At 64.5% G+C, this 14,225-nt stretch carries 14 protein-coding genes and 1 tRNA gene; 8 read left to right on the plus strand and 7 right to left on the minus strand.

Annotated features, from left to right (window positions below; all coding sequences use genetic code 11):
* The first annotated feature begins 28 nt into the window (after positions 1-28).
* From VWN43_RS06480 to VWN43_RS06490, 3 genes are read left to right on the plus strand one after another with little or no spacing between them, the layout of a single operon-like run.
* The gene (locus VWN43_RS06480) at positions 29-907 is read left to right on the plus strand and encodes a mechanosensitive ion channel family protein (RefSeq protein ID WP_253515559.1); all 879 of its coding nucleotides are present in this window, start codon (positions 29-31) and stop codon (positions 905-907) included.
* A 48-nt stretch (positions 908-955) separates the two neighbouring features.
* Positions 956-1,870, plus strand: coding sequence for a haloalkane dehalogenase (locus VWN43_RS06485; RefSeq protein WP_320180187.1), 915 nt, complete (start codon positions 956-958; stop codon positions 1,868-1,870).
* Positions 1,867-3,045, plus strand: coding sequence for an MFS transporter (locus VWN43_RS06490; RefSeq protein WP_320180186.1), 1,179 nt, complete (start codon positions 1,867-1,869; stop codon positions 3,043-3,045). The genes VWN43_RS06485 and VWN43_RS06490 overlap by 4 nt, the downstream gene beginning before the upstream one ends.
* A 119-nt stretch (positions 3,046-3,164) precedes the next feature.
* Here VWN43_RS06490 and VWN43_RS06495 read toward each other — a convergent pair.
* The 4 genes from VWN43_RS06495 to grxC form a co-directional block, all read right to left on the minus strand.
* A tRNA-Arg gene (locus tag VWN43_RS06495) sits at positions 3,165-3,241 on the minus strand.
* A 38-nt stretch (positions 3,242-3,279) separates the two neighbouring features.
* Positions 3,280-3,741 (minus strand): DUF1178 family protein, encoded by a 462-nt coding sequence (locus VWN43_RS06500; protein ID WP_320180185.1) that lies wholly within the window; start codon positions 3,739-3,741, stop codon positions 3,280-3,282.
* A 9-nt stretch (positions 3,742-3,750) separates the two neighbouring features.
* On the minus strand, positions 3,751-4,605 hold the full coding sequence (locus VWN43_RS06505) for a carbon-nitrogen hydrolase family protein (RefSeq protein WP_320180184.1): 855 nt from the start codon (positions 4,603-4,605) through the stop codon (positions 3,751-3,753).
* The gene (gene grxC / locus VWN43_RS06510; RefSeq protein ID WP_320180183.1) at positions 4,605-4,868 is read right to left on the minus strand and encodes a glutaredoxin 3; all 264 of its coding nucleotides are present in this window, start codon (positions 4,866-4,868) and stop codon (positions 4,605-4,607) included. The genes VWN43_RS06505 and grxC overlap by 1 nt, the downstream gene beginning before the upstream one ends.
* Positions 4,869-5,033: 165 nt before the next feature.
* Here grxC and VWN43_RS06515 point away from each other — a divergent pair, with 165 nt between their 5' ends.
* Entirely contained in the window at positions 5,034-5,507 is a 474-nt protein-coding gene (locus VWN43_RS06515) for an Hsp20 family protein (RefSeq protein WP_320180182.1), read from the plus strand.
* A gap of 329 nt (positions 5,508-5,836) precedes the next feature.
* Here the strand turns inward: VWN43_RS06515 and VWN43_RS06520 are convergent, their stop codons facing one another.
* The 3 genes from VWN43_RS06520 to tpiA all read right to left on the minus strand — a co-directional run bounded on the left by VWN43_RS06520 (position 5,837) and on the right by tpiA (position 8,772).
* Positions 5,837-7,471, minus strand: coding sequence for a CTP synthase (locus VWN43_RS06520; RefSeq protein ID WP_320180181.1), 1,635 nt, complete (start codon positions 7,469-7,471; stop codon positions 5,837-5,839).
* 104 nt (positions 7,472-7,575) lie between these two features.
* Positions 7,576-7,932, minus strand: coding sequence for a preprotein translocase subunit SecG (gene secG / locus VWN43_RS06525; protein ID WP_253515548.1), 357 nt, complete (start codon positions 7,930-7,932; stop codon positions 7,576-7,578).
* Between the two features lie 78 nt (positions 7,933-8,010).
* Positions 8,011-8,772 carry a triose-phosphate isomerase gene (gene tpiA / locus VWN43_RS06530; protein WP_320180180.1) on the minus strand — a complete coding sequence of 254 codons (762 nt, stop codon included), beginning with the start codon at positions 8,770-8,772 and terminating at the stop codon, positions 8,011-8,013.
* Between the two features lie 194 nt (positions 8,773-8,966).
* Here tpiA and VWN43_RS06535 point away from each other — a divergent pair, with 194 nt between their 5' ends.
* From VWN43_RS06535 to pip, 4 genes are read left to right on the plus strand one after another with little or no spacing between them, the layout of a single operon-like run.
* Positions 8,967-10,901 (plus strand): peptidylprolyl isomerase, encoded by a 1,935-nt coding sequence (locus VWN43_RS06535; RefSeq protein WP_320180179.1) that lies wholly within the window; start codon positions 8,967-8,969, stop codon positions 10,899-10,901.
* Positions 10,902-10,908: 7 nt separating this feature from the next.
* Positions 10,909-12,408 carry an anthranilate synthase component I gene (gene trpE, locus VWN43_RS06540; protein ID WP_320180178.1) on the plus strand — a complete coding sequence of 500 codons (1,500 nt, stop codon included), beginning with the start codon at positions 10,909-10,911 and terminating at the stop codon, positions 12,406-12,408.
* Positions 12,405-13,238: a phosphodiester glycosidase family protein gene (locus VWN43_RS06545; protein ID WP_320180177.1), complete on the plus strand. Its 834-nt coding sequence runs from the start codon at positions 12,405-12,407 to the stop codon at positions 13,236-13,238. The genes trpE and VWN43_RS06545 overlap by 4 nt, the downstream gene beginning before the upstream one ends.
* Positions 13,235-14,197, plus strand: a complete 963-nt coding sequence (gene pip, locus VWN43_RS06550; RefSeq protein ID WP_320180176.1) for a prolyl aminopeptidase — start codon at positions 13,235-13,237, stop codon at positions 14,195-14,197. The genes VWN43_RS06545 and pip overlap by 4 nt, the downstream gene beginning before the upstream one ends.
* Positions 14,198-14,225: the final 28 nt, after the last annotated feature.

Below are 14,225 nucleotides of genomic sequence, written 5' to 3' on the forward strand. Positions count from 1 at the left end.
GTTGCAGCGCAAAGGGAGTTCCGCTTTCGTGAATTACATCGCTACGCTGCGCGAACAGCTGCAGGAAATGGGTCAGGGTTTCGTCGAAGCCCTCCCCACCCTCGCGATCGCGGTTTTCATCGTCTTTCTCACCTGGATCATCGCGCGCTTCGCTGCGCGCATTTCCGATGTGATCGTGGGGCGCACCGAATTGCGCACCAGCCTCAAGACGCTGATCGACACGCTGGTCAAGCTCGCCATCTGGATCATCGGCCTGTTCATCGCCGCGATCGTGGTGATGCCCGACCTGACCTTCGCCAGCCTGCTCGCCGGGCTGGGGATCGGCGCGGTGGCGATCGGGTTCGCCTTCCAGGACATCTTCGAGAATTTCCTTGCCGGCGTGCTCATCATGGTGCGCGAGAAAATGCGCATCGGCGATGTCATCGAATGCGAGGACATCACCGGCAAGGTCGAGCATATCACCCTGCGCGAAACGCATATCCGCAAGCTGTCGGGCGAACTGACCGTCGTTCCCAACTCGATCCTGTTCAAGAACCCGGTGGAAATCATAACCGACCGCGACGAGCGCCGGCACGAGGTCGTGGTCGGCGTTTCCTACGATACGCAGCTCGACCATGCCGCAAATGTGATCCGCCGCGCGGTCGAGGGGCTCGAGGACGTGCTGGCGAGCAAGGGCGTCGACATCTTCGCGCAGGAATTCAATTCCAGCTCGGTCGATTTCCTCGTGCGCTGGTGGGCGGGTTCGACCCCGCGCGATGGCTGGGAAAGCAAGGACAAGGTCGTGCGCGCAATCAAGGCTGCGCTGGATGAAGCGGGGATCGAGATCCCCTTCCCCTATGTCACGCATACCTTCAAGGAAACCGTGCCGGTGAGCCACTTGGGTGACACCCGCCGCAAGACGCCTTAAGGTTTCGAATCAAGACCGGGTTGTCGGTCGCCTCTGGAGGAGAGACCGATGCAGATCCTGCGTACGCCCGCCGAACGCTTTGCCGACATTCCCGATTATCCCTTCGCCGAACATTGGTTCGAGGTCGATCTCGGCGACGGGCTGACTGCGCGCCAGCATTATGTCGACGAAGGGCCGCGCGATGCCCCGCCGGTGCTGCTGTTCCATGGCGAACCGAGCTGGTCGTTCCTCTATCGCAAGATGATCCCGATCCTCGTCGATGCGGGATTTCGCGTGCTCGCGCCCGACCTCATCGGCTTCGGCAAGAGCGACAAGCCCGACGATATCGACTTCTACACCTATGCGCGCCATGTCGATTGGCTGAAACAGTGGCGCGCTGCTGTCGAACCGCGCCCGGCGGCGCTGTTCTGCCAGGACTGGGGCGGCCTGCTGGGCCTGCGCATGGTTGCGCACGACCCCGACCTGTTCGCCTGCGTCGTCGCCAGCAACACTTTCCTTCCCGCGGGCGGTACAGCCAGCGAGGCCTTCCTTGCATGGCGCGAATTCGCCCGCAGCTCGCCCGATTTCCGCATCGGCGCCCTGCTCGACCGGGCCACGGCGACCACGCGCAGCGAAGCCGAAATCGCCGCCTATGACGCGCCCTTCCCCGACGAACCCTCCAAAGCAGGCGCACGCGCCTTTCCCGCGCTGGTCCCGGTCGCCGACGGCATGCCCGGGGTCGAGGACAACAAGCGCGCCTGGCCTGCCCTTGCCGCTTACGACAAGCCGTTCCTGACCCTGTTCGGCGAAGACGATCCGATCACCAGGGGCAGCGAGCAGTTCCTGATCGAGCGGATTGCGGGCGCGCAGGACCAGCCCCACCGCACGCTTTCGACCTGCGGCCATTTCTGCCAGGAAGACCAGCCCGAGTTACTGGCACAAGGGGTCATCGACATGGCACGCAAGGCGGGTCACCTCGCTTGAACCAAACCGCGCGACTGACCGGCGCCCAGGAAACCTCGCTCGCCATTGTGGCAGCGGTGGTAACGGCGAACGCCTATTATATCCATCCGATCATTGCGCTGGTCGCCGATCATTTCGGTGTGAGCCATGCGCGGATCGGGCTCGTACCCGCGCTCAACCAGCTGGCACTCGCGGTGGGCATCTTCATGCTGCTGCCCTTGGGCGACCGGATCTCCAACCGCCGGCTGACCATCGCCTTCGCAACAGGGCAAACCGTATGTCTGGCGATCATGACGCTGGCGCAGGATTTCACCCTGTTCGTCATCGGGTCGACCCTGCTCGGCTATTTCACCATCGCGCCCTATCTGCTGCCCGCTTACGCCTCCAAGCGCGTAGCGCCCGAGCGGCTCGGACAGGTAACCGCCAAGCTGACCGCGGGGGTCATCCTCGGCATTCTCGTGGCGCGGGTCGGTGCGGGAGTGATCGCCGAACATTTCGGCTGGCGCGCAGTCTACTGGATCGCCACCGGGCTGATGCTGGCCATCACGGTCGCTCTGCCGCGCCTGATGGAGGGCGGCGAACGCTCTGCCAGTTCCCGCCAATCCTACCCCAGCCTGCTCGTTTCGGTTTTCCCGCTGATCGGCAAACATCGCGAAATCCTGCTCGCCGGCGCGATTCAGGGGCTCAATTTCGCGCAGTTCATCGCGCTCTGGCTGGGCCTTGCACTGTACCTGACCTCGCCCGCGATGGGCTATGGAACCGATACGGTCGGCTATCTTGCCGGACTTGCCGCGGTGAGCATCTTTTCAACCCCGCGGCTGGGGCGCTGGTCGGACGCGGTCGGCCCGCGCAAGGCGCGCACGATCTTCGCCATCATCCAGCTTGGCGGGATCGCGCTGCTGTGGCCGCTTGGCGGGACCTTGTGGGGCCTGCTCGTGCCGCTGTTCGTCACCAATCTCGTCGGCCCCGGGATCGACGTGACGGGCAGGATGACCTTCCTCGCGCTCGACCCGGCGATCCGCACGCGGCTGACCACGATCTATGTCGTCATCATGTTCATCGGCGGCGGATTGGGCAGCTATGCCGGGACCGTTGCCTATGACGCCTATGGCTGGGCTGGAACTTGTGCCTTGCTCGGGCTGTGCTCGGTCGCGCTGACCGGTTTGACAATGCTGACCCGCCGCTACGGCAGGTAGTGGTGCGCCCGACAGGATAGGCGCCTGGGGCGCCGTCTCCGCTGCGCTCCGACTCCGGACAAGGCTCGCTCCCGATGCGCCGAACCACATGAGGCGGCCCGTCACCGGACCGCCTCATGTGGTGCGCCCGACAGGATTCGAACCTGTGGCCCCCAGATTAGGAATCTGATGCTCTATCCGACTGAGCTACGGGCGCGGCCAGGCCCCGTATAGCGGCTCGGACTCGCGGTGCAATCAGTTGAGTTCGTCGGGCGGCGCGACCGGGACCAGCAGCGGTGCCACCGAAATACCCTCGGCGACCATGTCTTCGGCCTCGTCGCGCGTGGCACGGCCGTGGATCGGCGCCTCGTCGGTCTCGCCATAGTGCATCTCGCGGGCCTTCTCGGCGAATTTGTCGCCCACCCAGGTGCTGCTTTCGAGCGCCTTGCTCTGCGCCCGCGCAAGCGTTTCGAAGGCCTTCTTGACCTCCACCGGCATGTCGCCCTTGGCCAGTTGCGTGCCGGTGTCCCCGCCCGCTTCGCGCATGCTGGACTTTGCCGGCACCGAGGGCGCCATCGGGGCCTTGCCGATCTCTTCGCTCCCGCATTGGGGGCAGGTGAGCAGCCCCTCGGCCAGCTGTGCGGCGTAGTCATCCGATGAGCCGAACCAGCCTTCGAACCGGTGGCCTTCGCCGCAGGAAAGGTCGAAAACGATCATGATGGCGGCCTAATTGGCGATTTCACGGCGGTTGGCAAGGCTTGGAACCTGCGCGCGGACCTCGGCGATCCGGGCGAGATCGATGTGGGCAAAGCCCAGTCCCGGCTCCTCGCCGCCCATATCGAGCAGCACCTCGCCCCAGGGATCGACCACCAGGCTGTGGCCATAGGTCCTGCGCCCATCGGCATGTTCGCCGACCTGTGCCGCCGCGACCACGAAGGCGCTTGCTTCGATCGCCCGGGCACGCTGGAGGACATGCCAATGCGCGGTGCCGGTAGGGACGGTAAAGGCGGCGGGGATGGAGATGACGTCGCATCCTTCGCGACCAAGCGCATCAAAAAGAGCCGGAAAGCGGATGTCGTAGCATACGGTGAGGCCGAGTTTGAAATCCTCTTCTTCTTCTTCTCCGGCATCGGTCATACGAAGAAGCAAGATGTCCTTAGCCACAGGTTTGTCGCCGGGACGATAGGCGTTGGATTCTCTCCAGTTTTCGCCATCGGCCAGGTTCACATCAAACATGTGCATCTTGTCGTAACAAACAGGTTGCTCGCCACTGTGCGGGAAGAGCATCGAGCGATTTGCCCAACGTCCCTCCGGGAGGGCTACAGCCATAGATCCTAGCGCAATCCAAAGATTGCATTCCTCGGCGAGGTTGCTGAGCATTTTCACATAACGCGAGGCGTGCTGCTCGACGATATGCTCTGCCGCCCGTTTTCGGTCACGATCCAGCAATAGCGACATCTCAGGCGTGAAGAGGACCTCAGCACCACCCTTCTTCGCCTCATAGGCGGCATCCCGGATCGTCTCGAAGTTGGACCACGGATCGATCCCCGAGGTCATCTGGAGGACAGCGATCCGCGGCATCAGCCTTCCAGCAGCGCGTCGAGCTTGCCCTGGCGTTCAAGCGCGGCAAGCTCGTCGGAGCCGCCGACATGCGTATCGCCGATGAAAATCTGCGGCACGGTCATCGCGCTGGGCGCCCGCGCGCGCATTTCGTCGCGCTTGGGCCCGCCCATGGTGATGTCGTGCTCGGCATAGTCCACGCCCTTTTCATCGAGCAGGCGCTTGGCCCGGTAGCAATATCCGCACCCGAATTTGGTATAGATGTCGACTTGCGGCTGGGTCATGGAAATCCTCTTGTTTTCAGCGTCGAAACTAGCGCGCACCGGGGAGACTTGAAAGCCAAATCGGCGTGCCTATCTCGAATGTGCCGCCACGATGTCCGGGGCGGCGACGGGGTGCCGAATGCGGGCCCCGCCATCATAGAATCGCTCAACAGAGGATTTGTTTCGATGAACCGTATGGACCTTACTCCCTTCCGTCGCTCCACCGTCGGCTTCGACCGCGTGTTCGACCTGATGGAACGCCAGGCCCGCAATGCCGGCGGCGACAATTACCCGCCCTTCAATATCGAGCGCCGCGGTGACGATGAATACCGCATCACGCTGGCCGTGGCCGGCTTCCGCTCGGGCGATCTCGACATCGTCGCACAGCAGAACCTGCTGGTCGTGACCGGCAAGAAGCGCGACGAGCTGAACGAGGGCGAGATGCTGCATCTCGGCATCGCCAACCGCGGCTTCGAACGGCGTTTCGAACTGGCCGACTACGTGCGTGTCGACAATGCCGACCTGGCCGATGGCCTGCTGGTAATCGACCTCGTGCGTGAAGTGCCCGATGCGATGAAGCCCAAGAAGATCGCGATCGGCGCGCAGAAGCCGCTCGAAGTGGTCAAGGATGACGAGGACGGCGACAGCAGGGCCGCCTGATCCCGTGATCGGGCAAAAAGTATAGCAGAGGTATAGGGGGCGGAACTTGGGTTCCGCCCCCGCGACGTAAACGCCGCCCTACCTCGAAATCGACCGTCCGGGTCGCAGAAGACAGCCGTCATCGAGGCAAGCCCCATCGCCTGCTAGCGAAGCGCATATCTCGAAGAGCCGCACCCAAGGGCGCGGAAGACCGTTATTCTGCAGCAAATATATCAAAAGATAAACCCGCCTCGCGGAGGCGAAATGATTTTGTCGCGTTTTTACAAGCGCTTGAAAATCATAGTTCAAGGAATTCAGAGACTTGCCCCGAAACCCCCGTTTTGGGTAATTCAGACGAGGCGCGCCTGCTCGAGCGCCGCACCGACAAAACCGGCAAACAGCGGGTGCGGATCGAATGGCCGGGACTTCAATTCCGGGTGGAACTGGACCCCGACGAACCACGGATGATCGGGCCGTTCGACGATTTCGGGCAGCAGGCCATCGGGCGACATGCCCGAGAAGATAAGACCCTGCTTCTCCAGCGGCTCGATATAGGCGCCATTGACCTCGTAGCGGTGACGATGCCGTTCGGAGATGCTCGTCGCACCGCCATAGATTTTCGACACATGGCTGTTGGCCGCCAGCTTGGCCTCATAGGCACCAAGCCGCATGGTCCCGCCAAGGTCCCCGCCCGCTTCGCGCGTCTGCAGGCCCTCTTCGCTCATCCATTCGGTGATGATCCCCACCACCGGCTCGTCGGTTTCCCCGAATTCGGTCGATGATGCAGCGCTGTGTCCTGCCGTGCGGGCCGCTTCGATGCAGGCCATCTGCATGCCGAGGCAAATCCCGAAGAAGGGCACCTTGCGTTCGCGCGCAAAGCGCACCGCGGCGATCTTGCCCTCGCTTCCGCGTTCGCCGAAACCGCCGGGGACCAGGATCGCGTGCATCGGCTCGAGCCGCGCGGCGATGTCCGCATCGTCGCCCTCGAACACTTCGGCATCGATCCACTTGATGTTGACCTTGACCCGGTGCGCCATGCCGCCGTGCACCAGTGCTTCGTTGAGCGACTTATAGGCGTCCTGCAGGCCGACATACTTGCCGATCACGCCGATGGTGACTTCGCCATCGGGGTTCGAATGGCGGTCGACCACATCGTACCAGCGCGACAGGTCTGGATCGGGTGCATCGGTGATACCGAAGGCGCGCAGGACTTCGGTATCGAGCCCCTCGCCGTGATACTGCAGCGGCACGGCATAGATCGACGGCGCATCGAGCGCGGGAATGACCGCCTCCTGCCGCACGTTGCAGAACTGCGCGATCTTGCGCCGGTCGGATTCGGGGATCGGATGCTCGGCGCGGCACAGCAGCACGTCGGGCTTGATCCCGAGGCTGGCGAGCTCGCGCACCGAATGCTGGGTCGGCTTGGTCTTCAGCTCGCCGGCAGCGGCGATATAGGGCACCAACGTCACATGGACGCTGAGCGTCTGCCACGGCTCGAGCTCGTTGCGCAGCTGGCGGATCGCCTCCATGAACGGCAGGCCCTCGATATCGCCCACCGTGCCGCCGATTTCGCACAGGATGAAATCGTGATCGTCCTGCCCCGCGAGCGCGAAGTCCTTGATCTCGTCGGTGACGTGCGGAACGACCTGCACCGTAGCGCCCAGATAATCGCCGCGACGCTCCTTGGCGATGATGTCCTGGTAGATCCGGCCCGAGGTGATGTTGTCGCCCTGGTGCGCCGACACGCCGGTGAAGCGTTCGTAATGGCCGAGGTCGAGGTCGGTTTCGGCCCCGTCATCGGTCACATAGACCTCGCCGTGCTGATAAGGGGACATCGTCCCCGGATCGACGTTGAGATAGGGGTCGAATTTCCGGATACGGACCTTGTAGCCACGCGCCTGGAGCAGGCCGGCAAGCGATGCTGCCATGAGACCTTTGCCAAGCGAGGAGACCACGCCGCCGGTGATAAATATATACCGCGCCATGGGTGTCGGGCCTTAAGCTGAGGGGGTGAGTCGGGGCAAGCGCAAACACGTGCAAATCGCGCCGCTGGCACGGCGCAATCCACAGTCCTGCGATGTAACGTTCGTTATTCGGTCGCGTCGCCGAGCGGATCGGTGCTGGCTGGCGCGGCTTCGCCGGTGGTTGCCGGACCGAGCGGATCGGCGGGCGCTGCCGGGGTAACCGAGCGGTCGAGCGTCGATTCGATGGCATCGCTGCCGGTCGTCTCGACCGCGACCGCGGCCAGCGCGATCGACAGGACGACGAACAAGACCGCCAGCCATTTGGTCGACCGGGTGAGGAAGTCCGCTGCCCCGCGCGCGCTCAGCATGCCCGACGGGCTGCCGCCGATGCCGAGGCCGCCCCCTTCGGAGCGCTGCATCAGGATGACGCCGACAAGCGCGGCTGCGACGATCGCCTGGACGACAGTGAGAAACAGGAACATGCGGATACTCTTGGAACTGGTATTGCTGGGCTCACGCGCATCTAGGCGCGCGCAGGGCAAACGGCAAGCGCGCCGGGATCAGGCCTCTTCGGCCTCCGACGCACCGACCACGATGCCGAGGAAGCTTTCGGCCGAGAGGCTGGCCCCGCCAACCAGCGCCCCGCCCACTTCGGGCGTGGCGAGGATGTCGCGGGCATTGTCGGGCTTGACCGAACCGCCATAGAGAATGCGCACCAGCGACGATGCCTCTTCGCCGTAGGTCTCGTTGAGCAGCGCGCGGATCGCAGAGTGCATTGCCGCGATGTCCTCGCTGGTCGCAGTGCGTCCGGTTCCGATCGCCCAGATCGGCTCATAGGCGATGGTCAGACGCTCGGCGGGGTCCTCGAACAATGGCAGGGCGGCCTTGAGCTGGTCGAGAACATAGCGTTCCGCCTTCCCGGCATCGCGCGTCTCGAGCGGTTCGCCGCAGCACAGGATCACCCGCAGCCCGGCTTCGAGCGCCGATTCGATCTTGGCGTTGATCAGGTCCTTGGTCTCGCTATGGTCCTGGCGCCGCTCGCTATGGCCGAGGATCACGAACTTCGCCCCCGCATCGGCAATCATCGAGGCGTTGATGTCGCCCGTGTGCGCGCCTTCGGCACCCGGGTGGCAATCCTGCGCGCCGACCCCGATCTGCTCGGCTTCCTTATGGACCGCATGGATCAGCGTGTAGGGAGGTGCAACGGCGACCTCGACCTTCATGTAACGCTGCGCGGCACGGTCGATGGCGCGTGCTTCGGAAAGCATTGCCCGCGTGCCGTTCATTTTCCAGTTTCCGACGATGTAGGGCCGTTCGGCCATGGGTAGGTCCTGCGAATTGTCTGAATGGGTGGCCCGCTATATGGGGCTTGGGATGCGCTCCGCTAGAGAAGGTTTCTTCGCGCGTCAAAACCCTTTGCAACCTGTTGCCGCGCGGTCGCATGGGGGATAAAGCGCCCCAACCCATCCGGGTGACCCCGGAAGATCGCAGCCATTAACGGGATTGCCCGCACGCCATGTTCCAGTTTTTTCGTAACTTCTTCAAGACCAAGCTCGGTCTGGCCATCTCGCTGGCGTTCCTCGGCCTGATCGCTCTCGCCTTCGCCAGCGCGGATGTTTCGAGCACCGGAACTTTCGGGGGAATAGCCGGCGGAGACCGCGTGGCAGTGGTCGGCGACGAGAAAATTTCCACATCCGATCTCGTCCGCGCCACCAATAACGGGCTCGACTCGTTCCGCCAGGACCAGCCGACGGCGACGATGCAGGCATTCCTGCGCGAAGGCGGGCTGGACGGATCGCTCGAAGCGCTGATCAACCGCGCGGCCATCATGGGCTTCGCGCAGAAGCACGGCATCCGCGCGGGCGACAATCTCATCAACAGCGAGATCCGCATGATCCCCGCCTTCCGCGGGCCCGATGGCAATTTCAGCGAGGACACTTATCGCCAGGCGCTGGCCCAGCAGCGGGTGACCGATGCACAGGTCCGCGAAGACCTCGGGACCGGCCTGCTGTCGCAGCAATTGCTGATCCCGGCCGGCTTCGGCGCAAGCGTGCCCGACAAGCTCGCCTATCGCTATGCGCAATTGTTCAAGGAACGTCGCCGCGGTTCGATTGCTCTCCTGCCCGCGGCAACCTATGCCCCCAGCGGCAAGGCCGACCCCAAGGTGCTGCGCGCCTATTACGACAACAACCGCGATGTCTTCGTCCGCCCCGAACGCCGGACGATCCGGTATGCGACTTTCGATTCGAGTGCGCTCGGCGACCGTATCGAGCCGACCGATGCCGAAATCGCCGCGCGCTATGAACGCGACGCCGCGCAATATGCCGCCAGCGAAACCCGCGATGTCACTCAGCTGATCGTGCCCACCGAAGCCGCAGCCAAATCGATCCGCGACCGCGTTGCCGGCGGCGCCTCGTTCGAAACGGTTGCCCGTGAAGCCGGCTTGCGCGCATCGCCGGTCGTCGATGTCCTGCGTGAAGGCCTGTCCGCGCAGGCATCGCCCGCGGTTGCTTCGGCCTATTTCTCCGCAGCGCGCGGAGCGATGACTACACCTGCGCGCAGCCCGCTCGGCTGGCACGTCGCGCGTATCGATGCGATCGACACCACCCCCGCACGCACGCTCGCGCAGGTCCGCAGTGAACTGACCGATACGCTGCGCGAGGAAAAACGCGTGCGCGGCATGGCCGACCTCGCCAGCGAGATCGAGGAACAGCTCGAGGATGGCGCCACGCTCGCCGAAGTCGCCGAAGACCTCGGCCTCGACCTCAGCACGGTCGGCCCGGCGCTCGCCGATGGCCGCCTGTACGATACGCCGCAGCGTACGCTGCCCGATGTCCTGCGTCCCGCGCTGGCCACCGCCTTCCAGATGGATGAAGAAGAGCCCGAGATCGCACCGGTCGAAAGCGGGCAGACCTACCTCGTCTACGAAGTCGGCAATATCATCACCGCTGCCGCTGCGCCCTTTGCCGAGATCGAGGACATGGTCGAAGCCCGCTGGCGCGCGACCGAAGGCATGAAAGCTGCGCAGGCGGCCGCCGACCGCGTCATGGCGCGTCTGCGCGATGGCCAGTCGATCGCGCAGGCATTGGCTGCCGAAGAGCGCCGCGTCCCCCCGGCCCAGTCGGTCGACATGACCCGCGAAGATCTCGCCCGTCAGCGCGAGCGCCGCATCCCGCCGCCGCTCGCGCTGCTCTTCAGCATGGCCGAAGGCACGGCCAAGAAGCTCGAAGCGGGCGGCAATGCCGGTTTCTTCGTGGTCCGGGTCAACGATATCGCGATGGACGATATCGCCGCCGACGATCCGCTGATCGCGCAGGCACAGCGCCAGATGGGTCCGCTGCTGGGCGAAGAATATGCCGACCAGTTCCGCCGTGCGATGCGCGAAGAACTGGGCGTATCGCGCAATCCTTCGGCGATCGAGGCCGTGCGCACGCAGCTTACCGGTAGCTGAGGCGCAGTTGGGCACCGCGCTGAAAGGCACCGACCGGGCACGCACGGCGCTGGCGCAGGGACGGCCCGCGCTGGTGTGGCGCGAAGTGGTCGCCGATACTGAAACGCCGGTTGGCGCCGCCATCAAGCTGTTCGAGGAAGGCCGCGGCGACTTCCTGCTCGAATCGGTCGAAGGCGGCGAGGTTCGCGGACGCTACAGCCTGATCGGGCTGGACCCCGATCTGGTGTTCCGCGCCACGGGCGACTGCGCAGAGATCAACGCGCAATGGCAGCATTCGCGCAGCGCCTTCGAACCCTGCGAGGACGGCACGCTCGCCAGCCTGCGTGCGCTGGTCGAATCCTGCCGCTGCGAAGTGCCTGCGGAACTGCCGCCCGCCCTCGCCTGCCTCGTCGGTCATTTCGGCTATGAGACCATCGGCCTGGTCGAAAAACTGCCGCGCCCGCCCGAGGGCGAACTCGGCCTCCCCGACATGCTCTTCGTGCGGCCCACCGTGCTGCTGGTGCTCGATCGGCTCAGCGATGCCCTGTTCTGCATCGCGCCGGTCTGGCAGGACGGATCGATCGCGCAGGCCGAGGAACGGATCGACGAAGTTCTCCGCAAACTGTCGCATTCGGCAGGCAGCGCACGCTATTCGGCCGACCAGCACCCCGAGCCCGCACTGGCACCGACCATGCCCGCCGCGGACTACGAAGCCATGGTGCTGCGCGCCAAGGAATATATCGAGGCGGGCGACATCTTCCAGGTGGTGCTGTCGCAGCGCTTCACTTCGCCCTTCACGCTGCCCCCGATGGCGCTTTATCGCGCACTGCGGCGGGTGAACCCCTCGCCCTTCCTTTATTTCCTCGACATGCCCGGTTTTGCCATCGTCGGATCGAGCCCCGAGATCCTCGTCCGGGTGCGCGATGGCGAGGTGACGATCCGGCCCATCGCAGGGACCCGGCCGCGCGGCGCGACCGCGGCGGAGGACCGGCTTGCCGAACAGACCTTGCTCGCCGATCCCAAGGAACGCGCCGAGCATCTGATGCTGCTCGATCTCGGGCGCAACGATGTCGGCCGGGTCGCGCAATCGGGCAGCGTCACCGTGACCGAGAGCTTTACCGTCGAACGCTACAGCCACGTCATGCATATCGTCAGCAACGTTACCGGCCAGCTCGATAGCTCGAAGGACGCGATCGATGCGCTGTTTGCGGGCTTCCCCGCCGGGACGGTCAGCGGCGCGCCCAAGGTGCGGGCCTGCGAAATTATTGCCGAGCTCGAGCCTGCCACGCGTGGTCCCTATGCCGGCGGTGTGGGCTATTTCGCGCCCGACGGGTCGGTCGACAGCTGTATCGTCCTGCGCACCGCGGTGGTGAAGGACGGCACCATGCACGTCCAGGCAGGCGCGGGGATAGTCGCGGACAGCGATCCCGCTTATGAACAAAGAGAATGCGAAGCGAAGGCGAGCGCGCTGCTCGCTGCGGCCAGGGAAGCCGTGCGCCTCGCTAAGGAGCCCGGGTTCGGTCAATGAGACATATACTTGCCGCGCTGGCCTTGCTCGCGCTGACAGCCTGCGAAGCCCAGCCCGAAGGAGAGCCCGTCGCCCGCGCACGGATCGACGGCAAGGCGCAGGCCGCCCCCACGTCGACGCCCAGCCCGAGCGAAACACTGGCTAGCCAGGTCGAAAGCGCGTGCCGCTCGATCATTTTCGAAGACACCCCGCTGACCCACTGTCTCGCGGTCCCCGCGCGCCACACGATTGCAATGGCGCTGGGCAACGGCGACAAACGGTATCGCAGCCTCAAGGACTTCGCCGCTGCCAGCGATAGCGAGACCATCGCTTTTGCGATGAACGCCGGCATCTTCGACGGCGACGGCACGCCCGTCGGCTATTTCGTCCAGCGTTCGCAGCGATTGCAGGAACTCGACACCGGGACGGGCTCGGGCAATTTCTACATGAAGCCCAATGGCGTGTTCTACGGCAGCGGCGGCGAATGGATGGTGCGCGACAGTGCCTGGTTCCTCGCCAATGTCTCCGAACGGCCGCAATTCGGCACGCAATCGGGCCCGATGCTGGTGAGCGATGGCCGCATCCACCCGCAGATCACGCAAGACGGCCCCTCGCGCTTGATCCGCAATGCGGTGGGCGTCGATGACGAAGGCCGCGCGCATTTCGTGATTTCCAATGCGCCGATATCCTTCGGCAAGCTCGCCCGCTTCTACAAGGACGAGCTCGAAGTGAAGAACGCATTGTTCCTCGACGATACCGTTTCGCTGCTGTGGAACCCGGTGACGGAGCGGCTCGATACCGGCGCGCCGATCGGCCCGATTGTCGTCGTCAGCAAGAAAGCCTCCGAATGACCGAAACCCGCCGCCAGCTTTATCCCGAGATCGAACCCTATGAGACCGGCATGCTCGATGTCGGCGAAGGCCATTCGCTCTATTGGGAGCGCGTCGGGACCCCGGGCGCCAAGCCCGCGGTTTTCCTTCATGGCGGACCCGGCGGGGGCATCGCGCCCGACCACCGGCGTCAGTGGGACCCCGAACTCTACGACGTGCTGCTGTTCGACCAGCGCGGATGCGGACAGTCGCTGCCCTTCGCCGAGATCGAGCACAACGACACCTGGCGCATCGTCGAGGATATCGAGCGGCTGCGCCAAATGTGCGGCCACGAGAAATGGCAGGCCTTCGGCGGCAGCTGGGGCTCCACCCTCGCGCTGGCCTACGCGCAGAAATATCCCCACCGGGTGAGCGCATTGGTGCTGCGCGGTGCCTTCCTCGCGCGGCAGCAGGAAAAGTCGTGGCTCTACGGCTATGGAGCCAGCGAGATCATGGCCGAGCAATGGGACCAGTTCACCGGCCTTATTCCCCAAGCCGAACGGGGCGATCTCGTTCGCGCCTATTACGAACGGCTGACGAGCGACGACGAAGCCACGCGGCTTGCCGCGGCGCGCGAATGGTCGCTGTGGGAGGGCCATGTCGCCACGCTGCTGCCGAACGAGGACCTGCTCGAAAGCTTCGGCGATCCGGCCAAGGCGGTGCCCTTCGCGCGAATATGCGCCAAGTTCTTTCTCGAGGACTTCTTCCTCGACGAGAACGAGCTGCTGGCCAATGTCGACAAACTGGCGGGCATTCCCGGGATCATCGTCCAGGGACGTCACGACATCTGCACCCCGCCGGGCGCGGCATGGGCGCTCAAGAAGGCCTGGCCCGAGGCCGAGCTATGGATCGTCCACGATGCCGGTCACAGCGCCAGCGAACCGGGGATCGTCGACGGGCTCGTCCGCGCGACCGACAGGCTCGCGGGCAAAGCGGTGTGACGTCACGCTGACGTTTCGGGTCTCGCAG

Origin of the sequence: Qipengyuania sp. HL-TH1, assembly GCF_036365825.1 — a bacterium.
In the GTDB taxonomy this organism is placed as follows: domain Bacteria; phylum Pseudomonadota; class Alphaproteobacteria; order Sphingomonadales; family Sphingomonadaceae; genus Qipengyuania; species Qipengyuania profunda.